The following is a 22,563-nucleotide window of genomic DNA, read 5'->3' as shown; positions in this document are numbered from 1 at the left end:
GATGGCCCGCCTGATCGAGACCGCCACCGAACCGCTGGCCCGCGTCGACGTCGACGTGGTCACCCTCGACCTGATCGAGAACGCGCTGCGGAACGCCCGCTACGAGATGGACGAGGTGCTGTTCCGGACCGCGTTGTCGCCCGGAATCCGCGAGCAGCACGACGAGTTCCCGCTGATCGCGAACCCGGACGGCAAGATGATGGTCGGCCAGTTCGGGCTGTCGATCCCGGACTTCCTGGAGAACTTCGCCGGTGACATCGAGGAGGGCGACGTCCTGCTGACGTCGGACCCGTACTCGTGCGGTGCCGCGATCAGCCACGCCAACGACTGGCTGGTGGTGCTGCCGATCTACGTCGACGGCCGGATCGTCGGCTGGTCGGCGATGTTCGGGCACATGTCCGACGTCGGCGGCAAGACGCCGGCGTCGATGCCGACCGACGCCCGGACGATCTTCGAGGAAGGCGTGGTGATCCCGCCCTTCAAGCTCTACAAGAAGGGTGTGCTGGACGAGGACGCGCTGCGGATCATCCTCAACCAGGTCCGCAAGCCGGACTGGAACCGCGCCGACCTGCACGGCATCGTCGCGGCCTGCCGGACCGCCGCGCGCCGGGTCCAGGAGATGTGCGCGCGGTTCGGGGTCGAGACCTACAACTCCGCGCTCGACCAGCTCCTCGACCGCAACTACCGGGCCATGAAGACCCTGCTAGAGTTGGTCTTCAAAGACGGCGAGACGATCTCGTTCATCGACTACATCTGCGACGACGGGCTCGGCTACGGGCCGTACGAGCTGAAGCTCAGCCTGACCCGGACCGGGGAGAAGGTGCTGCTGGACTTCAGCGGCAGCAGCCCGCAGGCGCAGGGCCCGATCAACTACTTCCTGAACGAGAACCTGGTCCGGATGTTCTTCGGCATCTACATGATCACGGTCGCCGATCCGCAGATCCTCTGGAACGACGGGTTCTATCCACTGGTCGACGTGAAGATCCCGGACGAGTCGTTCTGGAAACCGAAGTACCCGGCGGCGCTGAACGCGCGCAACCACGGCATCGGCCGGATCTTCGACCTGTTCGGCGGCCTGCTCGGCCAGACCAACCCGAGCCTGCTGAACGCGGCCGGGTTCTCGTCCTCGCCGCACTTCATGTACTCCGGCAACTACGGGTCCGGGGAACGCAAGGGCGAATGGTTCCAGCTGTACTCGATCGGCTTCGGCGGCATCCCGGGCCGGCCGATCGGCGACGGGCCGGACGGGCATTCGCTGTGGCCGTCGTTCGTGAACATCCCGTGCGAGTACCTGGAGTCGTACTACCCGCTGCGGATCGAGCGCTGGGAGACGGTGGCCGACACCGGCGGCGCGGGCCTGCACCGCGGTGGCAACGGCGTCGACGTGGCGTACCGGTTCCTCGAGGCGGGCACGATCGCGATCCACGACGACCGCTGGTTGACGTACCCCTGGGGTGTGAACGGCGGCGAACCCGGCGCCCGCAGCCGCAAGTGGATCGAGCGCGCGGACGGTACGACGCAGATGCTCGGCAGCAAGGTCCACGACGTACCGGTCGACGTGGGTGACCTCCTGCACTTCGTGACCTGGGGCGGTGGCGGTTGGGGTGACCCGCTGGCCCGTGACCCCGAGTTGGTCGCTCTCGAAGTCCTGCGCGGCCTGGTCACCGTCGACGGCGCTCGGCGGTACGGCGTGGTGTGCGACGCGGACGGGAAGGTCGACGCGGACGCGACGGCCGCCCTGCGTGCCGAGCTCGCCGCGGGTCGCCCGGATCCGCTGCCGACCTTCGACAAGGGACCGGACATCGACACGATCCTGGCCAACGCTTTGGAAGAGACCGGGCTGGCCGCGCCCCGGCCGCCGGTGGTGCGATGACGTTCTCCGCCGGCTTCGACGGCCGGCTGGCACCGGGCAGCCGGCCGGCCCTGCTCGTCGTCGATCTGATGCGGGCGTACTTCGACCCGGCGAGCCCGATGTGCCTGCCGTCGAAGGACTGCCTGGAGTCGGCGGCCCGCGTGCTCGGGGCGGCCCGGGCTGCGGACGTGCCGGTCGTACACACCCGGGTCGCCTACGGCCCGGGTGGGGTCGACGGGGGCGTCTTCGTCCGGAAGGTGCCGGCGTTGCAGCAGTTGTTCGACGGTGGCGGACCGATGGGAGAACTGATGCCGCAGGTCGCACCGGCCGCGGACGAACTCGTGCTGGTGAAGCAGTACGCGAGCGCCTTCTTCGGCACCACACTCGCGTCGACCCTGCAGGCGCAGGGCATCGACACCGTCGTCCTGGTCGGGGTCAGCACGAGTGGCTGCATCCGGGCCAGCGCGGTCGACGCGATCCAGTACGGCTTCGCACCGCTGGTCGTCCGCGACGCCGTCGGTGATCGCGGCCAGGGTCCACACGAGGCGAACCTCTTCGACCTGCAGGCCAAGTACGCCGAGGTCGTCGGCGAATCCGTCGTCCTCGACTACTTCGCGGGGCAGTCGTGAGCAGCCCGCTCGGAGCGGTGGAGATCGTCGAGATGGCGCCGCGCGACGGTCTGCAGAACGAGTCCGCCGTACTCACCACCGAGGCGAAGGTCGAGCTGGTCGAACGCGCCGTCCGGGCCGGCGCCCGGCGGATCGAGGTGACCAGCTTCGTGAACCCGCGCCGGGTCCCGCAGCTCGCCGACGCCGACGAACTGATGCGAGCGCTGCCGAAGTACGACGACGTGCGGTACGCCGGCCTGGTGATGAATCAGCGTGGGCTCGAGCGCGCCCTGGCCGGCGGCGTCGACGAGGTCGACGTGGTGGTCGTGGCCACCGACACGTTCTGCGGGCGCAATCAGGGCATGACCACGGCCGAGGCCTGTGCCACCGCCGCGTCGGTGGTCGCCGAGGCACGCGCGGCGGGAGTGTTCACGACGATCACCGTCGGAGCGTCGTTCGGCTGCCCGTTCGAGGGTGAGGTGCCACCGGCCAGGTTGCGTGACGTCCTGCAACGAGTCGTGGCCGCAGGCCCCGATGAGGTCGCGCTCGCGGACACGATCGGCGTCGCCGTACCGGCCGACATCACCGAACGCGCGGCGCTCGCGCGCGAGATCCTCGGGGCGGCCGTGCCCCTCCGCGTGCACCTGCACGACACGCGCAACACCGCGGCGGCCAACGCCGTCGCAGCTTTGGCCGCCGGCATCACCACGCTCGACGCGAGCATCGGCGGTGCCGGGGGATGCCCGTTCGCGCCGGCGGCCACCGGGAACCTCGCCACCGAGGACCTGCTGTACCTGCTGCAGCGCACGGGATGGCAGACCACCCTCGATCTCGAGGCGACGATCGCCTCGGCCGGTTGGCTGGAGAAACAGCTCGGCACACCCCTCCCCAGCTCCCTGCTGCGGGCCGGGCCGTTTCCTGGCTGACGAGAGTCGGCCCCAGCCAGGCGTCAGCCGTTGCCAAGGATGCCGAGGTCGTAGCCCTTGGCAACGGCTGCCGCTCGGTCGGTGACACCGAGTTTGGTGAAGACGTGACTGAGGTGGGTCTTCACCGTGGCCTCGCTGATGAAGAGTTCGCGGGCGATGTCGCGGTTCGACGTCCCCTTGGCGACCAGCTCGAGGACCTGGCGCTCGCGGGCCGCCAATGGCGTGGGAGCAGGGGTGCGGACGGCCGAGACCAGCCGGGACGCGACCGCGGGGGAGAGCACCGTGCGCCCGGCGGCGGCCTGACGAACGGCGTTGAACAGCTCGTCCTGCGGAGCGTCCTTGAGCAGGTAGCCGGTCGCGCCGGCCTCGATCGCGGGCAGGGTGTCGACGTCGGTGTCCCAGGTGGTGAGCACCAGGACCTTGGACCGGATGCCGCGGCGGGTCAGCTCGGTGATCGCGTCCAGCCCGCCGCCGCCCGGCATCCGCAGATCCATCAGGATCACGTCGGGCTCCAGGTCCGCGGCCAGTTCGACCGCCTCGACGCCGTTCGAGGCCTCGGCCAGCACGGTGAAGCCGGGCGTCGACTCGAACATGCCGCGCAGCCCGTTGCGCACCACCGGGTGGTCGTCGACCAGGAGCAGCGAGATCTCAGCGACCGGATCAGCCATGGAGCACCAACGGGAGTCGCGCGGAGATCGCCGTACCGAAGTTCGGTTCGGACTCGATGGTCAGGGTGCCGGCGATGCGTTCGGCGCGGGCGCGCATCCCGTCCAGCCCGAAGCCGCCGGTGCCGGTGCGGGCCGGTACCTCGAGGGGGTCGAACCCTTTGCCGTCGTCGCGGACGTCCACTGTCACCTCGTCGTCCATGAAGCTGAGCGTGACGCCGACGCGCAACGCGGCCGCGTGCTTGGCCACGTTCGCGAGGGCTTCCTGGGTGATGCGCAGAATGGTCGCGGAGACCTCCCCGTGCAAGTGCTGCGGCGTACCGGTCACGGTGACCTCGGCAGCGACGCCGGTCCGCTCGGCCCACTGGTCGACGGCCTTGCGGAGTGCCTCGGGAAGGTTGTCCTCGGACAGGCCCGCCGGGGCGAGGTTCTGCACCGAGCGCCGGGCCTCGCCGAGGCTGTGCCGGGCCAGCTCGGTCGCGCGGCCGACGTGCTCGCGGACCGCGGCCGGGTCGTTGGTGTTCGCGACCACCTGCAGCTGAGCGATGATGCCGGTGAGGCCCTGCGCGATCGTGTCGTGGATCTCGGCGGCCAGCCGGCGGCGCTCATCGGCGATCCCGGCTTCACGGGCCTGGACCAGCAGCTGCGCCTGCAGCGCGGCGTTCTCCTCGTGCGCCTGCTCGAGCTCGCGGATCGTCGCGTCCCGCAGCCGGGATCGCTCCTCCTGCTGGTCGGCCATGTGCTTGAGGACGACCAGTAGCACGTTGTTGGCGACCAGCAGGCCGGCGAACGCCAGCCAGCTGGTGCGCCCTTCGGGTGGGAAGCTCCCGGTTTGTGCGGCCGCGATCGGGATCGAGCTGGCGAACAAGGCGAGTCGCTGCCGCTTGCGGCCGGGGATCACCTCGTCGGTGTCGTAGTACCCGGCCGCGACATAGAAGGCGAAGAACGGGTTCAGTGACGTCAGTACCGCGGCCAGCGCCCAGCGCACCACGTAGTACGTGACCGACACGGCGTTCGCGCCGCGAAGCAGCCGGCCGCTCCAGGTCCACCACAGCTGCAGCAGCAGCGCCGCGCCGACCAGGGCGTACCCGAGTGTCTGCTCCGGGCTCGTCGGCGTGAGCTGATCCGTGGTCGCCAGCGCCAGCAAGCAGCTGAGGGCGAGCAGGAAGTACGGCACCAGCTTGTGGAACGCCGCCTCGTTGCGTTCGAGTGTGCTGTCCACCGTTGTCACTCGCCCAGTGTGCACGTCGTCCTACTCCCAGCGGAACCAGTGTGCCGCAGCCGCCGAGACCGCCACGGCCCACGCGGCCAGCACGGCCAGGTGGGACCAGGCCGGCCATTGCCCGGCGGCCGCCTGCCCCAGCGCCTGGGACGCGGCACCGAACGGCATCAGCAGGACGATCTCGCGCAGGGTGTGCGGCATCGACTGCACAGGCGCCCACAGACCGGCCGAGAACAGGCTCGGGAAGAACGCCACCATGCCGATCCCGGTCGCGAGCCGCGCGGTCGGCGCGACGGCCGCGATCAGCGCACCGAGGGCGAGCGAGGCGGTGACCGTGAGCAGGAACGCCAGCGTGTACCCGATCGCCTGCTGCGGCAGCCGGACGTCGAACGCGAGCCGGCCGATGATCAGGCACGCCGCCGCCGACAGCACCCCGCCGGCGCCGTTCAGTCCCATCTGGGCAGTCAGCAGCGCGGACGGCCGGACCGGCGTCAGCGACATCCGCCGCAGGATGCCGCGCTCCCGGTAGCCGGTGATGACCGGCGGCATCGCCTGCAGGCCGGCCGTGATCAGCGCGACCAGCACGATCGTCGGGACGTAGACGTCGATGAGCCGCATGCCCAGTCCGGGATCGTACTTCCGGAAGCTGTGCACCGATCCGAGGATCACCAGCAGCAGCGGCGGGAAGCCGAGCGTCCAGAACAGACTGCCGCCCTCCCGGAGGAACAGGCGCGCCTCGGCGCGCAGTACGGCGGTCCGCGGCGAGCGCCGGCGGACCGGGGCGGTCGCGATCGAGCTCATCGGTGGGCTCCTGTCAGGTCGAGGAAGGCGTCGTCGAGCGTCGCGTCGGTGACGCGGAGCTGATGCGCGGTGATCCGGTGGCGGGCGAGCAGCGACAGCAGAGCGGTGACGGTCTCGTCGGTCCCGCCGAGCGTGATGCGGCCGTCCTTGGAGGCGACCGACGCGACCGCGGGCAACGTGGCCAGGTCGTCGTGGTCGAGCGGCGTCGACGGAGTGAACGAGATGATCGTGGCTCCGGCTGTCCGGCTGATCAGTCCGCTCGGGGTGTCCAGAGCGGTGATCCGGCCCTGGTCGATCAGGGCGACCCGGTCGCAGAGGCGCTGTGCCTCTTCCATGAAGTGCGTGACCAGCAGCACCGTGACGCCGCGGTCGCGGACGTCCTCGACGATCTCCCAGGTCTCGCGGCGGGCTCGCGGGTCCAGGCCCGTGGTCAGCTCGTCGAGGACGACGACCCGCGGGTTGCCGATCAGTGCGAGCGCGATCGACAGTCGTTGCTTCTGGCCACCGCTGAGCACACCGAAGCGCGTCTTGAGCTTGCCGGTCAGGCCGAGGCGGTCGGCGAGCGGCCGCCAGTCGGCCGGGTGCGGGTAGAGCGCGGCGTACAGCTCGAGGGCCTCCTGGACCGTGAGCTTGGACTGCAGTTCGCTCTCCTGCAGCTGCGCGCCGAGCACCTGCGTGACTTCGGCGTGGTCGGTGACCGGATCGAGCCCGGCGACCCGGACCCGTCCGCCGTCGGGCACCCGCAGGCCCTCGACGCATTCCACCGTGGTGGTCTTGCCCGCGCCGTTCGGTCCGAGGATGCCGAAGATCTCACCCTCGTCGACCCCGAACGACACCCCGTCGACGACGGTGCGGCCGCCGTACGCCTTGCGCAGCTCGGTGACTTCGACGACCGGCGACGTTATGCTCGTGATCATGCTTCGAGCATCGCCGCCCGGGCACCCCGGCCACATCGCCCGAGCGGCCACTTCCGGGATCAGCCGATCGGCTGATCCCGCTCCTCCTACCTGGCGTCCTCGGGCGTCCTACTTGGCGTACAGGGCCTCGACGTCGGCGGCGTACTGCTTCATCACGACGTGCCGGCGCAGCGAGAGCTTGAGCGAGAGCTCGCCGGACTCCTGGGTCCAGTCGACCGGCAGAATCGAGAACTTCTTGATCGCCTCGGCGTGCGAAACCGACGCGTTCGCCTCGTCGATCGCCTTCTGCACCTCGGCGATCAGGTCGGCGTCGTGGGTCAGCGCCGCCGGGTCGGTCGGCTTCCCGCGCTCGGTCGCCCACGGCACGATGTTCTCCGGGTCGATCGTGACCAGCGCGGCGATGAACGGCTTGCCGTCGCCGACGACCATGCACTGGCTGACCAGCGGGTGCAGGCGGATCTGGTCCTCGAGCAGCGTCGGCGCGACGTTCTTGCCGCCGGCCGTCACCAGGATCTCCTTCTTCCGGCCGGTGATCCGGATGAACCCGTCCACGTCGACCTCACCGAGGTCGCCGGTGTGGAACCAGCCCTGGGCGTCGATCACGGCCGCGGTCGCCTCGTCGTTCTTCCAGTAGCCCTGCATCACCTGGCCACCCTTGAAGAGCAGCTCGCCGTCGTCCGCGACGGCCACCGTCACACCGGGCAGCGGCCGCCCGACGGTGCCGATCCGGATGTCGTCGGGCAGGTTCACCGCGACCGCGGCGGTGGTTTCGGTCAGGCCGTAGCCCTCCAGCACCGGTACGCCGATGCCGCGGAAGAAGTGCCCGAGCCGGTCACCGAGCGGCGCGCCGCCGGAGACGGCGTACTGCACCTGGCCGCCGAGCACCGCCCGCAGCTTGCCGTAGACGAGCCGGTCGAACAGCACGTGCTTGGCCTTCAGCCCGAACGACGCCCCGCCCTTGTCCTGCGCCTGCGAGTACGCGATCGCGGTCTCCGCGGCGGCGTCGAAGATCTTGCCCTTGCCGTCGACATGCGCTTTCTGGCTGGCCGAGTTGAACACCTTCTCGAACACCCGCGGCACGCTCAGGATGAACGTCGGCTTGAAGGCGCCGAGGTCCGCGACCAGGTTCTTCACGTCGGCGCTGTGGCCGACCTTGACCCGCTTCATCACACAGCCGACCTGAATGATCCGCGCGAACACGTGCGCCAGCGGCAGGAGCAGCAGCGTGCTCGCGCCGGTGGTGTCGAACAGGTCGTCGAGGATCTGCACCGCGGGCCCGAGCTCGTCGAGGAAGTTCCCGTGGCTGATCTTGCAGCCTTTCGGGCGTCCCGTCGTACCGGAGGTGTAGATCAGCGTGGCCAGATCGGCGGCGGTGACCGCGGAGCGGCGCTTGTCGAACGCGGCGTCGGAGACGTCCTGGCCGAGTGCGGTGAGCTGGTCGACCGCGCCGGCCTCGAGCTGCCAGATGTCCCGCAGCGCCGGCGCTTCGGCGCGGGCGGACTCGGCGACCGCGCCGTGGGTCGCGTTCTCCACGACGGCGGCGACGGCGTCGGAGTCGGTCAGGATCCACTGCACCTGCGACGCGGACGACGTTTCGTAGATCGGAACGGTGACCGCGCCGATGCTCCAGATCGCGTAGTCGACCAGCGTCCATTCGTACCGGGTCGGGCTGAGCAAGGCGACCCGATCACCGTGCTGCACCCCGGCCGCGATCAGGCCTTTCGCGACGCCGATCACCTGCTGCGCGAACTCGGCAGCGGTGACGTCGACCCAGCCGGTCCCGGTCCGGCGGCTGAAGACGGCGGTGTCAGGGTAGGAGGACGCGTTCGCCCACACCGGGTCGCTCAGGTTCCCGGTGGCGGGCTCGGTCACAGCAGGAACGGTGTACTCACGCATCCGCGTCTCCTCAGTCGGTCACGAATTGTCGACTTCCGGCGCACGCTACAGTCACCTACCCATAGGTAGCCAGGTTTATGTGATCCACCAGACTAGGTTCTAGCCATGCCCATGCTCGACATCAGTTGCGACGACCTGGTCGTTGCTGATCCAGCCTACGTCGCCGAGCGGCTCGGGTCGGACACCCTCTGGCGTGAGTGGTGGCCGGACCTGACCCTGACGCCCACCGAACGACGCGGTCGCGAAGGGGTTCGGTGGGCCGTCACCGGCGCCGCGATCGGGACCGCGGAATGGTGGCTGGAGGAGGTCCGCGACGGCGTCGTCGTGCACTGGTACTTGCGCGTCGACCCTGCCCGCCCGGTCCGCGGCCGCGCGGCCGAACGGCTCAAGGAGCGGTACGTCGCGGCGTACCGGAAGCGGCTGTGGGCGTTCAAGGACGAAGTCGAGGCAGGCCGCGCGGCGGGCGAACGCCGTGCCGGACACGATCCCGCGATAGTCTCCGGGGAGGACCCCGGCACCGGCACCACCCGGACCGCCGGCCCCTCGCACCAGACCCGACCGGCGAAGAGGTGAATCGATGGCGGAACAGACCACCTCGACCATCCAGGTGAACGCGACCCCGAAAGAAATCATGGCGGTGATCGCGGACTTCGCGGCGTACCCGGAATGGGCCGACTCGATGCGGGAGACCGAGGTGCTGTCCACCGACGAGGCCGGCCGGCCGAACAAGGTGCGCTTCAAGGTCGATGCCGGCGCGATCTCCGACGAGTACACGCTGGCCTACGTCTGGTCCCGCAACGAGGTGACCTGGACGCTGGTCGAGGCGAAGATGATCAAGGGCATGGACGGCGCGTACGTGCTGCGGGATCTGACCAAGGAAGGCGGCACGGGGACCGAGGTGACGTACCGGCTCGCGGTGGACGTGGCGATCCCGATGATCGGCATGCTCAAGCGGAAGGCCGAGAAGGTCATCATCGACACGGCTCTCAAGGGCCTCAAGAAGCGCGTCGAGTCGTAAACCAGTGACTCGGGTTCTGCTGTACACGGGTAAAGGCGGCGTCGGGAAGACCACCTCGGCGGCCGGGACCGCCACGCTCGCGGCGCTCCGCGGGCTGCGCACGCTGGTGCTGTCGACGGATGCCGCGCATTCGCTGTCGGACGCGTTCGACTCCGCGGCCGGTCCGGAGCCGACCGAGATCGACGACCTGCTGTTCGTCCAGCAGATCGATGCGCAGCGCAAGTTCGAGCGGTCCTGGGGCGACATCCAGAACTATCTGCGCTCGGTGCTGCACACGGTCGGCATGGATCCGATCGAGGCCGAGGAACTGACCGTCCTGCCCGGCGCCGCGGAGGTGCTCGCGCTGCTCGAGGTGCGCGACCACGTCCGGTCCGGCCGCTGGGACGTGATCGTCGTGGACTGCGCGCCGACCGCCGAGACGCTGCGGCTGCTGGCGTTGCCCGAGGCCCTGAACTGGTACCTGGACCGGATCTTCAACGCCGAGCGCAAGATGATGCGGACGTTCCGGCCGTTCCTGAGCCGCGGGTCGAGCATCCCGATGCCGGACGACAACGTCTTCGACGCGTTGCGGCGACTGCAGGCCGACCTCGCGGACATCCGGACGCTGCTGGCCGGCCCGGACGCCTCGGTGCGGTTGGTGCTGACGCCGGAGGCGGTCGTGGTCGCCGAGGCGCGGCGCTCGCTGACCAGGCTTTCGTTGTACGGGTACCGCGTCGACGGCGTCGTGGCGAACCGCGTGTTCCCGGCCGCCGGTGCGGACACCTGGCGGCGGCAGTGGGTCGCGGCGCAGCGCGGGATCCTCGAGGAGGTCGCGGATTCGTTTCGCCCGCTGCCGATCTGGGAGTCGCCGTACCGCGTCTGTGAGCCGGTCGGCGTCGAGGAACTGGCCGCGTTCGCTGTCGAGATGTACGGCGGTGACGACCCGTTCGCGCGGGCCACCGACGACACGTCGCTGTGGGTTGATCGGCACATCGACACCGACGGCCGCACGTACACGCTGACGATGCCGTTGCCGTTGGCATCCGCCGATGAGCTGGACCTGGCCCGGCACGGCGACGAGCTGATCATCACCGTCGGCTCGTACCGGCGGGTGCTGCCGCTGCCGGCCGCGCTGGCGCGCGGTGTGGTCGCAGGCGCCCGGCTGGACGACGGCCGGCTGCAGGTGCGGTTCTCGCCGCGGCAGCCCGCGCGACCGGTCGCTCCCGCCGCCGAGGTGCCGACCGGGGCCGGTCCGCTGGAATCCGCGCAGGAGCTGGCGCAGGGGCTGACCGCCGAGTTCCACGAGCAGCTGTCGCGCCGCGAGGCGGCCCGGTGACCAAGGAACCGATCGGCTCGGTCGCCGAGGAAGCCGCGAAGCTCTTCGCCGTGCTGCAGAACGCCGCCCACGACACCGCCCACCACACGCCGGATCACACCTCGGAACCGGCGGCTGAGCCTGTTTCGGAGCCTGTCTCGGGGCACGCCGCCGAGGAGGCGGACAAGCTGGGCCCGGACTGCGTGTGGTGCCCGGTGTGTCAGCTGATCCACAAGGTGCGCAGTACCAGCCCGGAGACCATCGAGCAGCTGTCGACCGCCGCCGCCCATGTACTCGGCTCGGTGCGGTCGCTGCTCGAGGCCGCCGCGGAGGCGGCCAGGCAGGCGCGGGAGGACGCAGCGTCGCGGTCCTCGGCAGCGGAGGAAACGGCCGCCGAAGCGGCCCAGGAATCGGCCCGGTCCCGGGTGGACCGGATCGACGTGAGTGAGGACCCCGAACCATGGGACTGACGATCGGCATCGATGTCGGCGGGACGAAGATTGCCGCCGGCGTGGTCGACGAGACCGGCGCCATCATCGCGCGGACGCAGCGCGACACCCCGGCGGACTCGACCGAGGCGACCGCGGCCACGATCTGCGCGGCGGCCGCGGAGCTGATCGGCAGCCACGCGGTGGAGGCGGTCGGCATCGGCGCGGCCGGCTTCGTCTCGTCGGACCGCTCGACGGTGCTGTTCGCGCCGAACCTGGCCTGGCGCGACGAGCCGCTCGGCGCCCGGGTCGCCGAGCAGCTGAAGATCCCGGTCGTGGTCGAGAACGACGCCAACGCCGCGGCCTGGGGCGAGTTCGCGTTCGGCGCGGCCAAGGACGTCGACCACATGGTGTGCATCACGGTCGGTACCGGCATCGGCGGCGGCGTGGTCATCGACGGTCAGCTGCTGCGCGGTGCACACGGCGTCGCGGCCGAGCTCGGCCACGTGCGCGTCGTACCGGGCGGACATCGGTGCGGGTGCGGGGCGCGCGGTTGTCTGGAGCAGTACGCGTCCGGGCGGGCGCTGGTCCGCGAGGGCAAGGCGCGTGCCGAGTCCGGGTCGCTGACGGCCGCGCAGATGCTGAGCGTGTGCGGGATCACGGACCCCGAGGAGCTCACCGGGCCGATGATCACCGAGGCGGCGACCAAGGGCGACCCGTGCGCCGTCGAGCTGCTGGAAGACCTCGGGCGCTGGCTCGGCGAGGGACTGGCCAGCCTGGCGACCGTGTTCGACCCGACGCTGATCGTCATCGGCGGCGGGGTGAGCGCGGCCAAGGACCTGCTGATGGAGTCGGCGCTGCAGGCGTTCGAGAAGAACCTGCCGGCCCGGTCGAACCGACCGCACGCCACCTTCAGCCTCGCCGAGCTGGGCAACGACGCCGGGCTGATCGGCGCCGCCGACCTGGCCCGGCGACCGGCGCCGGCGCTGTAGGCGACGCCGGGGCGACGGGTGGTGCCGACGACGGTGATTGTCCTGACCTGGGATACTGGAGCCAGTCCGGGGGCCACGAGGAAGGTCGAACCTTGGCGCTGACGCAGGCTTTGACGATCGGGATCGACATCGGCGGGACGAAGGTGGCCGCCGGGGTCGTCGACCCCGAAGGCAACATCCTGGACCGGTTGCGCCGGGACACGCCGACCAAGGATCCCAAGGAGACCGAGGACGCGATCGCGGAGATCGTCCACGATCTCGAGTCGCGGCACGACGTGATCGCGGTCGGGATCGGCGCCGCGGGGTTCGTCGACGGCACCCGGTCGTCGGTGCTGTTCGCGCCGCACCTGGCCTGGCGGCACGAGCCGCTCCGGGACGCGGTCGAGCGCCGGCTCGGCCTGCCGGTCGTGGTCGAGAACGACGCGAACGCGGCGGCCTGGTCGGAGTGGCGGTTCGGTGGCGGTCAGGGCGAGAGCCATCTGGTCTGTGTCACGCTCGGCACCGGCATCGGCGGCGCGATCCTGAACGACGGGGCTCTGCAGCGCGGCAAGTTCGGCATCGCCGGTGAATTCGGGCACATGCAGGTCGTAGCGGGCGGACACCGCTGCGAGTGCGGCAACCGCGGTTGCTGGGAGCAGTACGCGTCCGGCAACGCGCTGACCCGGGAGGCCCGGGAGCTGGCGCTGTCCGGTTCCCCGGTCGCGCACAACCTGCTGCGCGCGGCCGGTGGCGACCCGGCCAAGATCAACGGCCCGATGGTCACCGAGCTCGCGAAGGACGGCGACCCGGTGGCGGTCGAGTTGCTCGAGGAGGTCGGCCGCTGGCTCGGTGTCGGCCTGGCGAACCTGGCCGCCGCGCTCGACCCGGGCACGTTCGTGATCGGCGGCGGCGTCTCCGATGCGGGCGAGCTGTTGCTCGCGCCCGCCCGGGAGGCGTTCAAGCGGACGCTGACCGGCCGCGGGTTCCGCCCGGAGGCCCGGATCGTCCGCGCGGTGCTCGGCCCGGAGGCCGGTCTGGTCGGTGCGGCCGACCTGGCCCGCGAGGAAGCGACCTGGCTGCGCCGGGTCCGGGTGAAGACCACCGCGGTGACCGCGAAGACGGCCGCGGCGCGTGGGCGCTCGACCCGCCTGGAGCGGGCGGCCCGCAAGTCCGCGGCCCGCCGTACCGGCATGCGCGCCGACCCGAGCCTGCACCACGCCGACGTGAAGGGCGACACCGAGACATGACCGACGGCGGCATCCTGCGGGTGCTGTCGTACAACGTGCATCGGTGGGGTGACGACCGGACGGCGCTCGCGCGGGTGGTGCGGGCCTGCGCTCCGGACGTGATGCTCGTGCAGGAGGCGCCGACCTGGTTCGGCACCCGCCGCAAACGGCGCGCGATGGCGGCGAGTTTCGGCCTGCGGTACGTCGCGGCGTCCGCGCGCAACGCGATCCTGGTTGCCGAGGGCATCGAGCTGGCCGAGGCGCTGCACTGGCGGATCTGGCGCCCGTTCGTCCGGCGCCGGCTGAACTTCGTCGCCACCCAGCTGCCCGGCGGTGCGGTCGGCGGCTACGTCCAGGTCGGCGCGACCCGCGCCGCGGTCGTGTGCTGCCATCTCGGCCTGCACATCCTCGGCCGCCGCCGCGAACTCGAGCAGATCCTGCAGCGCTGCCGCACGCTCGGCACGCCGTACCTGCTGGCCGGCGACCTGAACGAGGAGCCCGACGGTCCGGTCTGGAAACGCCTCGCCGAGGAGGGGCTGACCGATCTGGGCGCCGACGCCGGACCGACGTTCAGCTCGACCGACCCGCACAAGCGGATCGACGGCGCCCATCTGTCGCCCACGCTCGACGGCCGCATCATCCCGGTCCCGGCCGCCGCCGAGGATCTGGCCGCGGCCTCCGACCACCTACCGATGCTGATCGAGCTCAGGACCGGAACTCCAGCAGCGGATTCGTGACCACGTCTCGCCAGTTGGCGCGATGCGTCTCGGTCCGCAGCCGGTAGTACAGCGTCTCTCGCCGTACGTCGTCGGCGGCGCCGAAATGCCCACCGATGTTGTGGGCGAGCAGATAGTGCGCGAACAACACGCTGCCGGCCGGTCCGGTCACCTGGATCGGATCACCGAGCGGAACGTCGGGGTACGGCCCCGGATTCATCTCGTCGACCCGCGTGAGAGCGTCCGCGCCGTGCTCGGCGAGGTAGTTGCCGAGCGTGCGGTGAGTGCCCGGCCAGACGTACAGGTTGCCGCGATCGACCTGGTCGTGCGCGGTCAGCCACAGCCCGGCGAGCATGGTGAAGCTGCCGGGGGAGCCGTCCTCCAGTGGCGGCGTGACACCGTCCACGTGCGGGCTGCCCGGCACGTGCGGCCACGGTGGGATCGTGACGGCGACCTGCGCCTGGTCGGGCTCCAGCAGCGGGAGCTCAGGCCGGATCAATTGCGCGGCGAGCTCGGCGATCTTGGCGGTTCGGTACAGCTTCAGCAACGGGTGGCCGCTCGCGAGCGACGGCCAGCGGAAGTGCACGCCGAAACCGTTCGGCGGTTCGCGGTCGAGCATCGTCGCGACAGTCCGTCGTGCAGCGCTCAGTTGCGCGTCGGACAGGACGCCGGGCACCACGACGTACCCGTGGCTCCGGAACTGCTCACGGTGCGAGTCGGTCAGCCGCATGTGGTCAGTCCAGCAACGCCGTGGCCGGGCGGCAACCGAATTACTGCTTCTTGCGGTTGAGGAACGCGAGCATGGCCTGCTGGGCGGCGGGGGAGGCGAACAGGGACGCCGACAGCTCGGCGAGGTCCTTGCCGCGGGCATCGATATCGGCGAGGAGCTCGCGGTTCAGCAGCTTCTTCGTCTCACGAAGACCCTGCGGCAACCCCTTCAGCAGCGACTCCAGCACCGTGTCGACGGCTGCGTCCAGCTCGCTGTCGGGAACCGTCAGCGTGAGCAGCCCGAGGCGGGCGGCCTCGAGCGCGTCGAAGCCGTTGCCGGTCAGGAACGTGTACGCCGCCGCGCGGTCGGTCAGCCGGGGAAGCACCGTAAGCGAGATCGTCGCGGCCGCGAGGCCCAGCCGGACCTCGGTCAACGCGAACGTCGCACTCTCGCCGGCCACGCTCAGGTCGGCCGCGGCGACGATCCCGATCCCGCCCGCGCGCACCGGCCCGGCCACCCGCGCGACCACCGGCTTCGGGTTCGCCACGATCGCCCGCTGCACGTCGACCATCCGCTGCGCGCCGACTCCCATCCCGACCGTCGTCGCCTCGGACAGGTCGGCGCCGGAGCAGAACACCTCGAGCGCCGACCGGATCACGATCACCCGGACCTCGTCGTCCGCCCCGGCCGCCTCGAGCCGCTCGAGCAGTTCACCGGTGAGCTGCTGCGACAAGGCGTTCTTGTTGCCCGGCGAGTCCAGGGTGACGGTGGCCACCCCGCCGGCGACGTCCAGGTGCACGAGTTCGGTCATGCGGTCATCCAAACACCGTCAGGGCCCGGAAGGGGAGGACTTGGGGCTGAGCGGATCGGCGTGCCGGTGGGTGATCTTCCACTCACCGTCCTCGAGCCGGAAGATCATCGTCGCCCGCAACTCGTGCGGGACCGGTTCGGGCCGGCTGATGTGCTGGACCGTGCAGCGCTCGATCGCGACGGTGTACGCCGTGTCCGCGCCGACGTACTTGTCGAGGTATTCGAACTCGACCGTCCCGCCGAGGTCGCGGAACTGCGAGGACGCCCACCGGTACCGGGACTCGATCTCGGACCAGCCGACCTCCTGGCCGCCGAACCCGCCGAAGATCGAGCTCTGTTCGCTCCGCGACACCATCGGCAGCCACAACGACGGGTCGCCGTTCACGAACGCGGTGTTGGCCTCCTCGAAGCGCTGCAGGAACGTTTCGAAGCTGGTGTTCATACCTCCAGCCTGACCGCCGACGGGGTCACTTGCCCTCGGCGTACGCCGGGGAGAGCTCGCGGGCCAGGTGCTCGACGAACAGGCCGACGTCGGTGACGATGCCGCGGGCCTGCGACGAGCCGCGGTCGGCCAGCTTGGTCACGGTCGCCGGGTTGATGTCCACGCAGGTCAGCGGGATGGACGCCGGCAGGATGTTGCCGGTGGCAACCGAGTGCAGCATGGTGGCGGCCATCAGGCAGTACCCGACGCCGGGCAGTTCGGCGCGCATCGCCCGCTGGCCTTCGAGGACGTCGGTGTAGACGTCCGGCAGCGGACCGTCGTCGCGGACCGAGCCGACCAGGACGAACCGCTTGCCGTTCTTCACCAGCGCGTGCATCACGCCCGAGGTCAGCACGCCCTGCTCGACCGCGGCCGCGATCGACCCGGCCTTGCGGATCGTGTTGATCGCCCGGATGTGGTGCTCGTGGCCGTGCTCGACACCCCGCCCGCGGGCCAGGTCGACGCCGAGCGACGTCCCGTACAGCGCGGACTCGATGTCGTGGGTCGCGAGCGCATTGCCGGCGAACAGCACGTCGACGTACCCGGCCTCGACGATCGCGACCATCGCGGGTGCGGCGCCGGTGTGCACGATGCCGGGGCCGCCGACCCAGAGCACCTTCTGCCCGTTCGCCTTCGCCTCGCGCATGCCGTCGGCGACCTGCTTGACCAGCACCCGCTGCGGCTTCTCCGAGGAGACGTCCGACTCCATGAAGCCGAAGCCGTCCTCGGTGTTCACGGTGATCGGCGGCGTCACCCGGACGCCCTGGGCGCTGGTGATGATCCGCATCCCGGCGCGGACCTCCGACATCGGGATCGTCCGCACGCTGGTCGGCGGGTCGCCCTCCACCAGCAGCCCGCAGTCCATCTCCGGGTTCTGCACCGGCACCCAGTGGCCGCCGAGCCGGACGCTGGTCGGCAGGTTCGTCGTCGAGTAGAAGCCGTCGGGGAAGACGCCGTCCTGAGAGACCTCGGTGATCTCCGGCGTCCCCGGGTCGACCAGGTTCGCGCCCTTGGTCTGGATCCGCATCAGCAGCCGCTGCAGCGACTCCTCGTCCTCGGCGCCGACCGTCATCCGGACCGTGGACGGGTCGTCCTTGTCGTAGCCGAGGTCGAACTTGTCCAGCGTGTACTCACCGCCGTAGCCGCGGATGTCGTCGAGGACGCGGGACAGCAGCCCGGAGTCCATCAGGTGGCCGGTGATCTCGACGGTCTCGGTGACCTGCACGGGGCGCCCTCCCCAACTCGAAGCGAATCTGTCGGATTGTCCGACGATTCGCACTCTAGCTCAGACGACCGCTCCGTCGTCGCCGCGGTCATCCGGTGGAAGCCGGTCCTTCATCCGGAACACCAGTGTGAGGAACCCGCCGATGAATCCGGCGACCGCCAGCGTGGTGATCCTGCCGGTGCCGAAGTCGAGCAGTGCGGCCGCGATCAGCAGCAACGGCCCGCCGATCAGCCCGAGCCAGGCCAGCCGGCTGATCCAGTCCAGCCGCGGGCCGCGCGGCGGCTCCGGCGGAACATAGTGGTCGTGCGGGTCGTCGGCCCGCCGCTTCGGCGGCGGGGCCTCCTCCTCGTCGGCCGCGGGCCGGTCCTCGACGTCCAGCCCGGCCGGGACGTCGATCAGCGGCTCGTACTTGTCGTCGACGTCCTCGCTCACCGGCCAGCGCGGCACCGGATCGGCACCATCGTGCCCGGGCGCGGACGGCTTGCTGAACTGCTCGACCAGCGACTCCCACTCGGCGTCCTCGGTGCTGCGGTCGATCACGGGGCGGGCCTGGTCCACAGCCTCGGCGTCGACGAAGATCTCGTCGTACCCGGCCGGAACACGGACCGGTTCCTCGGCCTCGTCCGGCGCCACGACCTCACTCAGCGCCTCGCTCTGACTCTCGCAGTACGCCGCGATGCCGGCCGCGGCGAGCGCGTCCAGGACCGGCTCGGCGACCAGCGGGTCGATCCGGCCGAGCGAGGTGTACGACGTCGCCGTCAGGCCGTTGTCACGCATCGGTGCGCACGCTCAGCCGGCTGATGAAGGCGGTCGAGTCCGCGAAGATCCGCGGTGCGTCGTTGTCCAGGGTTGCCACGTGATAGCTGTCCTCGCACAGGGTCTCGGTCACGTCGCGGGACGAGATCGAGGACAGTACCGTCCGCCCCGAGCTCGGCTCCACCACATGATCGACAGTACTGCGGAACAGCAGGACCGGCTGCGTGATCTTCGCCAGATCCTCGCGGGTGACCTTCCACAGCTGCGACAGCGAGTGCAGCGCGCGCAGCGGCATCCGGTCGTACGCGCCCTCGTCGACGCCGGGCTTCTTGATGTCGTTCGAGATGCCCGGGAAGGACGGGACCAGCTTCGCCAGCACCGGCAGCAGCGCCAGCCGCTTGTCGTCGGTCTGCACCGACGGATTGATCAGGACCAGACCGGAAACCTCGGCGCCGTGCTGCTCGGCCAGCCGCAGGACCAGGCAGCCGCCCATCGACAGCCCGATCAGGAACACCTGGTCGTGGTCCTTGCGCAGCCGTTCGAACTCGTTGTCGAGTACTGCGTACCAGTCCGGCCAGCCGGTCCGGTTCATCTCCCGCCAGGTGGTGCCGTGACCGGGCAGGCGGGGGAGCGCCACGCCGTACCCCTGGGCGGCCAGATGCTCGGCGAACGGCCGCATCGAGCGGGGCGAGCCGGTGAATCCGTGGCTCAGCAGCACGCCGACGGCCGCGTTCGCCCCGCTGCCGGGACTGCGAAACTCCTCCGCGTGGGGTTGCACTGGCACGCTCGACTCCTCGCCGCTCACGGTCCTCACCGACGCGCCCCGAAGGCGCGTGACAATCGTCGCATCAAGATCCTCGTCCCGGCACGTTCGGTGGCACAACACGGTCAGCGACACCCGCATTCCCTGCGGTGACGTTGCCTGAGGGGGAAGCTGGAACGTAGTGTCCGCACCGGAAGGTGGCGCGCCGGAGTCGTCGCGTGACCGCCACCGGCGAGCACTGGTGCCGGAAGTGGGTACGGGCTGACCATGGGCCAGAGACCTTGGTGAGTTGTGGTGAGTCCCTGGTGTGAGTGCTGTCGGGTGTCGGGCGAGTGACGGAGGTCGAGTCGGATGCTGTACCTGTTCCTCAGACGGTTCCTGGTCGCTCCACTGATCAAGCTGTTCTTCCGGCCCAAGGTCACCGGGCTGGAGCATGTCCCCACCGAGGGGCCCGCGCTGCTGGTGTCCAACCACCTCGCATTCTGCGACTCGATCTTCCTGCCGGTCTCGGTGCCGCGGCAGATCGTCTTCCCGGCCAAGTCGGAGTACTTCACCGGCCCCGGACTCAAGGGCAAACTGGTCGCCACGTTCTTCCGGTCGGTCGGCCAGATCCCGATCGACCGCTCCGGCGGCCGCGCCTCGCTGGCCGCGCTGAACACCGGCCTCGAGATCCTGGAGAAGGGCGGCCTGTTCGGGATCTACCCCGAGGGCACCCGCTCGCCCGACGGCCGGCTCTACAAAGGCAAGACCGGCGTCGCCCGGATGGCGATCGTGGCCGGCGTCCCGGTGATCCCGGTCGCAATGATCGACACCGAGAAGCTGCAGCCCCCGGGCCGGATCTGGCCGCAATGGTTCTACCGCGAGAAGGGCAAGCTGCTGCCGCGCCTGGTGCGCCCCGGCGTCGCCTTCGGCAAGCCGCTGGACTTCTCCCGGTACGAGGGGATGGAAAGGGACCGTTTCGTCCTGCGCTCGGTGACCGACGAGATCATGTACGCGCTGATGGAACTGTCCGGCCAGGAGTACGTCGACATCTACGCCGACAAGGCCAAGGAACTGATCAAGGCCGGCGAGTCCGTCGACGACCACGTCCGCCTCGGCGACACCAAGGCCAGCTGACCACTTGCCACTCCGCCCCACACCGGCACCGCCGACGGCCGCCCCGGTGCGCCTGACGCCCGCTTCGGCGGTGGTGGCGGCCGGTTCGGGGCTGGCAGGTGGTTGGCGTTGACGGGTGGTTGGCGTTGACGGCCGGTCGGCCGCGAGGATGGGCGGCATGGACAGCGACCTGAACGTGCTCGGCGAGCCGCTCGAGGAGTGCGGCACCGACCCGCTGACCGGGTTCTACCGCGACGGCTGCTGCACGAGCGGACCCGAGGACCTCGGCAGTCACACGGTGTGTTCGGTGGTCACGGCCGAGTTCCTGGCCCACCAGGCCTCGGTGGGCAACGACCTGGTCACGCCGCGCCCCGAGTACAGCTTCCCCGGCCTCGTCCCTGGCGACCGCTGGTGCGTGGTCGCCGCCCGCTGGCTCCAGTCGTACCACGCCGGCGCCGCGGCTCCCGTCGTCCTCGCAGCCACCCACGTCCGCGCCCTCGAAACCATCCCCCTCTCGGTCCTGCGCCGCCACGCCGTCGACGTACCGCCAGACGCCAGCTCCCTCGCCTGACCAGTCGCATCCCGCCCGTCCCATCCCGCCCGTCCGATCCCGCTTGTCGCATCTCTCCTGTCGCATCCCGCCCCACGCACACCGCCCCGCCATCGCGCACGCACCGCACCGCGCTGCGGGCAGGTGGGAACTAGGAGGATCTTCCGCGAACAGCGCCAGGAATCCTCCTAAGAGATGCGGAAAACTGTCCATCGACGGCGCAGGTCGGTGAGCAGCGGGTCGGCGTACCGGACCGGCCGCGTTGGGCGAGCGCCGCACCGACCTGGCCGGCTGCGCCGCAAGGATTGCTCACCAGTTGGTATCCGAACCGCAGCGTGGCTTTGCCTTGCAGTGTCGCGGCGTTGTCTCGGCGCATGTCCCGCCACGTGGAGAGTGCATCGTCGTGTCCGGTCCGGCCGTCGAGCTCGATGAACAGGTCGTACGGCTCGTACTCGACATCGCGATACCGCACCGTCCCGTCGTCCACCCGGACCTGCCGGGTCCCGACGGGCAGCCCATGGGCGCGTTCAACTCGGATCGAGTACGTCTGCTCGAGGAACGAATGCACGCCCGAGGCAGCGTCGGCGAGCACCTGTCGGAGCAGGTTGCGGCCAGGCAGGCGCGGCAGCCGCTCCAACTCCGCGAGCAGCCGGTCAGGTGTGGTGCGCCGTTGCCGGCATGCGTCGAGGAGCAGCGCAGTTCGACGATCCGGGTCGGTCCGACGGGCGGCCGCGGTGAGGACGGCGAGCTCGAGCCGGACCACAGGTGGTTCACGACCCACCTGCAGGTACGCATCCAGGTCCTGATGCCGGAAAATCCGGAGACCGGCCCGGCGTTCGACTCTTCGCTGCTGCGGCACAGCGAGAAAGATCGGCGAGTCCGCCCAGTCACCGCTCAGCCCGTGCCAACGCAGCGCGGTGTCGGCGGTGAGCGCCGCCTCTGGACCGACAGCCAGCCAGGCTGCCCACACCCGCGTCTGCCACGGCAGGATGCCAGTGAAGTCCGCGTACACGCCGTGATGGATCCGCTGAATCTGCCGGTTCCGGCATCGGCGGTCGAGAGTCTTGTCGCCGATCCCGGACGCGAGCGCTTGGGCGCGACTGAACGCTCCGCTTTGTTGCTCCCGTAGCTCGACGAACCGCCTCGTTCGCTCCTCATCTGCAGGTACGCCGACCTCGTCACCCACTGCTCCTCCCATCGTCGATCGCGAATTCCTCACCCAAGAAGATGCCCCTCGTCGCCGCCCGCGGCGTCGACGATCTGCGGCCTGTGGACAACCACCGGATGGCGCAGTCGCCGTACCCGCCCGGCACGGCATCCGCGACTCACTTCGTCGCGCCGGGTTTCGGTGCCTGCCTGTGTCGCGCCGGGGTGTGGGCAGCTGATGGGCGGCGGTTGTCGTCGGACGATGGAGGGTTTTCACCCGCTGACGAGGCATTTCGCTCCTAGGAGGGATTTCCTGGAGGCAGGCGACCAGGGCGGGCGGGCTCAGCGTGGAGGGGTGGTTGAGACAGTGCGGCGGGGGTGTGGGGGGCTCATCTAGATGATTGATGCACGGGGATTGGTGTCCGGCGTGGATGCGTGACGGCACGGGCGAGGGTGTCCAGAATCGGCGCTGCTTACCCAAGTCTCGA

24 protein-coding genes are annotated in these 22,563 nt (G+C 70.3%); 12 read left to right on the top strand and 12 right to left on the bottom strand.

The genetic code is table 11. The features are described from left to right. The first annotated feature begins 1 nt into the window (after position 1). Genes AB0B82_RS21350 through AB0B82_RS21340 form a run of 3 tightly spaced genes read left to right on the top strand, consistent with a single transcriptional unit; the run spans position 2 to position 3,386 of the window. Entirely contained in the window at positions 2-1,873 is a 1,872-nt protein-coding gene (locus tag AB0B82_RS21350) for a hydantoinase B/oxoprolinase family protein (RefSeq protein ID WP_360171017.1), read from the top strand. Further along, positions 1,870-2,481, top strand: coding sequence for an isochorismatase family protein (locus tag AB0B82_RS21345; RefSeq protein ID WP_360171014.1), 612 nt, complete (start codon positions 1,870-1,872; stop codon positions 2,479-2,481). The genes AB0B82_RS21350 and AB0B82_RS21345 overlap by 4 nt, the downstream gene beginning before the upstream one ends. After that, positions 2,478-3,386: a hydroxymethylglutaryl-CoA lyase gene (locus tag AB0B82_RS21340; RefSeq protein ID WP_360171011.1), complete on the top strand. Its 909-nt coding sequence runs from the start codon at positions 2,478-2,480 to the stop codon at positions 3,384-3,386. Before AB0B82_RS21345 ends, AB0B82_RS21340 begins: the two co-directional genes overlap by 4 nt. 23 nt (positions 3,387-3,409) lie before the next feature. On the opposite strand, the gene AB0B82_RS21335 is transcribed toward AB0B82_RS21340, so the two are convergent. From AB0B82_RS21335 to AB0B82_RS21315, 5 genes are all read right to left on the bottom strand, one after another. Beyond that, positions 3,410-4,054 carry a response regulator transcription factor gene (locus tag AB0B82_RS21335; protein ID WP_360171008.1) on the bottom strand — a complete coding sequence of 215 codons (645 nt, stop codon included), beginning with the start codon at positions 4,052-4,054 and terminating at the stop codon, positions 3,410-3,412. After that, a complete protein-coding gene (locus AB0B82_RS21330; protein WP_360171005.1) occupies positions 4,047-5,282 on the bottom strand; it encodes a sensor histidine kinase in 1,236 nt (411 codons plus the stop codon). The genes AB0B82_RS21335 and AB0B82_RS21330 overlap by 8 nt, the downstream gene beginning before the upstream one ends. 21 nt (positions 5,283-5,303) lie before the next feature. Next, positions 5,304-6,074: an ABC transporter permease gene (locus tag AB0B82_RS21325; RefSeq protein ID WP_360171002.1), complete on the bottom strand. Its 771-nt coding sequence runs from the start codon at positions 6,072-6,074 to the stop codon at positions 5,304-5,306. Continuing rightward, positions 6,071-6,991 carry an ABC transporter ATP-binding protein gene (locus AB0B82_RS21320; protein WP_360170999.1) on the bottom strand — a complete coding sequence of 307 codons (921 nt, stop codon included), beginning with the start codon at positions 6,989-6,991 and terminating at the stop codon, positions 6,071-6,073. Before AB0B82_RS21320 ends, AB0B82_RS21325 begins: the two co-directional genes overlap by 4 nt. 108 nt (positions 6,992-7,099) lie before the next feature. Then, the gene (locus AB0B82_RS21315; RefSeq protein WP_360170996.1) at positions 7,100-8,887 is read right to left on the bottom strand and encodes a long-chain fatty acid--CoA ligase; all 1,788 of its coding nucleotides are present in this window, start codon (positions 8,885-8,887) and stop codon (positions 7,100-7,102) included. 105 nt (positions 8,888-8,992) lie between these two features. On the opposite strand from AB0B82_RS21315, the gene AB0B82_RS21310 reads away from it, so the two are divergent. The 7 genes from AB0B82_RS21310 to AB0B82_RS21280 all read left to right on the top strand — a co-directional run bounded on the left by AB0B82_RS21310 (position 8,993) and on the right by AB0B82_RS21280 (position 14,561). Further along, positions 8,993-9,460 carry a hypothetical protein gene (locus AB0B82_RS21310; RefSeq protein WP_360170993.1) on the top strand — a complete coding sequence of 156 codons (468 nt, stop codon included), beginning with the start codon at positions 8,993-8,995 and terminating at the stop codon, positions 9,458-9,460. A 4-nt stretch (positions 9,461-9,464) separates the two neighbouring features. Continuing rightward, positions 9,465-9,905: an SRPBCC family protein gene (locus tag AB0B82_RS21305; protein WP_360170990.1), complete on the top strand. Its 441-nt coding sequence runs from the start codon at positions 9,465-9,467 to the stop codon at positions 9,903-9,905. A gap of 4 nt (positions 9,906-9,909) precedes the next feature. Then, positions 9,910-11,220, top strand: a complete 1,311-nt coding sequence (locus AB0B82_RS21300; RefSeq protein WP_360170987.1) for an ArsA family ATPase — start codon at positions 9,910-9,912, stop codon at positions 11,218-11,220. Beyond that, positions 11,217-11,669: a hypothetical protein gene (locus AB0B82_RS21295; protein WP_360170984.1), complete on the top strand. Its 453-nt coding sequence runs from the start codon at positions 11,217-11,219 to the stop codon at positions 11,667-11,669. The genes AB0B82_RS21300 and AB0B82_RS21295 overlap by 4 nt, the downstream gene beginning before the upstream one ends. Then, positions 11,660-12,619: an ROK family glucokinase gene (locus tag AB0B82_RS21290; RefSeq protein ID WP_360170981.1), complete on the top strand. Its 960-nt coding sequence runs from the start codon at positions 11,660-11,662 to the stop codon at positions 12,617-12,619. Before AB0B82_RS21295 ends, AB0B82_RS21290 begins: the two co-directional genes overlap by 10 nt. A gap of 92 nt (positions 12,620-12,711) precedes the next feature. Beyond that, complete coding sequence (locus tag AB0B82_RS21285) at positions 12,712-13,845, top strand: ROK family glucokinase (RefSeq protein ID WP_360170978.1); 1,134 nt, start codon at positions 12,712-12,714, stop codon at positions 13,843-13,845. Further along, positions 13,842-14,561: an endonuclease/exonuclease/phosphatase family protein gene (locus tag AB0B82_RS21280; RefSeq protein WP_360170975.1), complete on the top strand. Its 720-nt coding sequence runs from the start codon at positions 13,842-13,844 to the stop codon at positions 14,559-14,561. The genes AB0B82_RS21285 and AB0B82_RS21280 overlap by 4 nt, the downstream gene beginning before the upstream one ends. Here the strand turns inward: AB0B82_RS21280 and AB0B82_RS21275 are convergent. Genes AB0B82_RS21275 through AB0B82_RS21250 form a run of 6 tightly spaced genes read right to left on the bottom strand, consistent with a single transcriptional unit; the run spans position 14,530 to position 19,305 of the window. Beyond that, positions 14,530-15,270, bottom strand: coding sequence for a phytanoyl-CoA dioxygenase family protein (locus AB0B82_RS21275; RefSeq protein ID WP_360170972.1), 741 nt, complete (start codon positions 15,268-15,270; stop codon positions 14,530-14,532). The two genes, AB0B82_RS21280 and AB0B82_RS21275, sit on opposite strands and share 32 nt — an antisense overlap. A 40-nt stretch (positions 15,271-15,310) precedes the next feature. Next, complete coding sequence (locus tag AB0B82_RS21270; RefSeq protein ID WP_360170969.1) at positions 15,311-16,060, bottom strand: enoyl-CoA hydratase-related protein; 750 nt, start codon at positions 16,058-16,060, stop codon at positions 15,311-15,313. Positions 16,061-16,078: 18 nt separating this feature from the next. Continuing rightward, the gene (locus AB0B82_RS21265; protein WP_360170967.1) at positions 16,079-16,501 is read right to left on the bottom strand and encodes a nuclear transport factor 2 family protein; all 423 of its coding nucleotides are present in this window, start codon (positions 16,499-16,501) and stop codon (positions 16,079-16,081) included. A gap of 25 nt (positions 16,502-16,526) precedes the next feature. Further along, entirely contained in the window at positions 16,527-17,765 is a 1,239-nt protein-coding gene (locus AB0B82_RS21260; RefSeq protein ID WP_360170964.1) for a TIGR00300 family protein, read from the bottom strand. 60 nt (positions 17,766-17,825) lie between these two features. Continuing rightward, entirely contained in the window at positions 17,826-18,542 is a 717-nt protein-coding gene (locus AB0B82_RS21255; RefSeq protein ID WP_360170961.1) for a hypothetical protein, read from the bottom strand. Continuing rightward, the gene (locus AB0B82_RS21250) at positions 18,535-19,305 is read right to left on the bottom strand and encodes an alpha/beta fold hydrolase (RefSeq protein WP_360170958.1); all 771 of its coding nucleotides are present in this window, start codon (positions 19,303-19,305) and stop codon (positions 18,535-18,537) included. The genes AB0B82_RS21255 and AB0B82_RS21250 overlap by 8 nt, the downstream gene beginning before the upstream one ends. 330 nt (positions 19,306-19,635) lie before the next feature. On the opposite strand from AB0B82_RS21250, the gene AB0B82_RS21245 reads away from it, so the two are divergent. After that, positions 19,636-20,400, top strand: a complete 765-nt coding sequence (locus AB0B82_RS21245; protein WP_360170955.1) for a lysophospholipid acyltransferase family protein — start codon at positions 19,636-19,638, stop codon at positions 20,398-20,400. A 157-nt stretch (positions 20,401-20,557) separates the two neighbouring features. Further along, positions 20,558-20,950, top strand: coding sequence for a DUF2237 domain-containing protein (locus tag AB0B82_RS21240; protein ID WP_360170952.1), 393 nt, complete (start codon positions 20,558-20,560; stop codon positions 20,948-20,950). 130 nt (positions 20,951-21,080) lie between these two features. On the opposite strand, the gene AB0B82_RS21235 is transcribed toward AB0B82_RS21240, so the two are convergent. Then, positions 21,081-22,127 carry a type IV toxin-antitoxin system AbiEi family antitoxin domain-containing protein gene (locus AB0B82_RS21235; protein ID WP_360170949.1) on the bottom strand — a complete coding sequence of 349 codons (1,047 nt, stop codon included), beginning with the start codon at positions 22,125-22,127 and terminating at the stop codon, positions 21,081-21,083. Positions 22,128-22,563: the final 436 nt, after the last annotated feature.

It is taken from the genome of Kribbella sp. NPDC048915, from assembly GCF_040649595.1.
Classification (GTDB): domain Bacteria; phylum Actinomycetota; class Actinomycetes; order Propionibacteriales; family Kribbellaceae; genus Kribbella.
The sequence above is the reverse complement of the archived record's forward strand: the minus strand, read 5'-3'. Positions and strand labels throughout refer to the sequence as shown.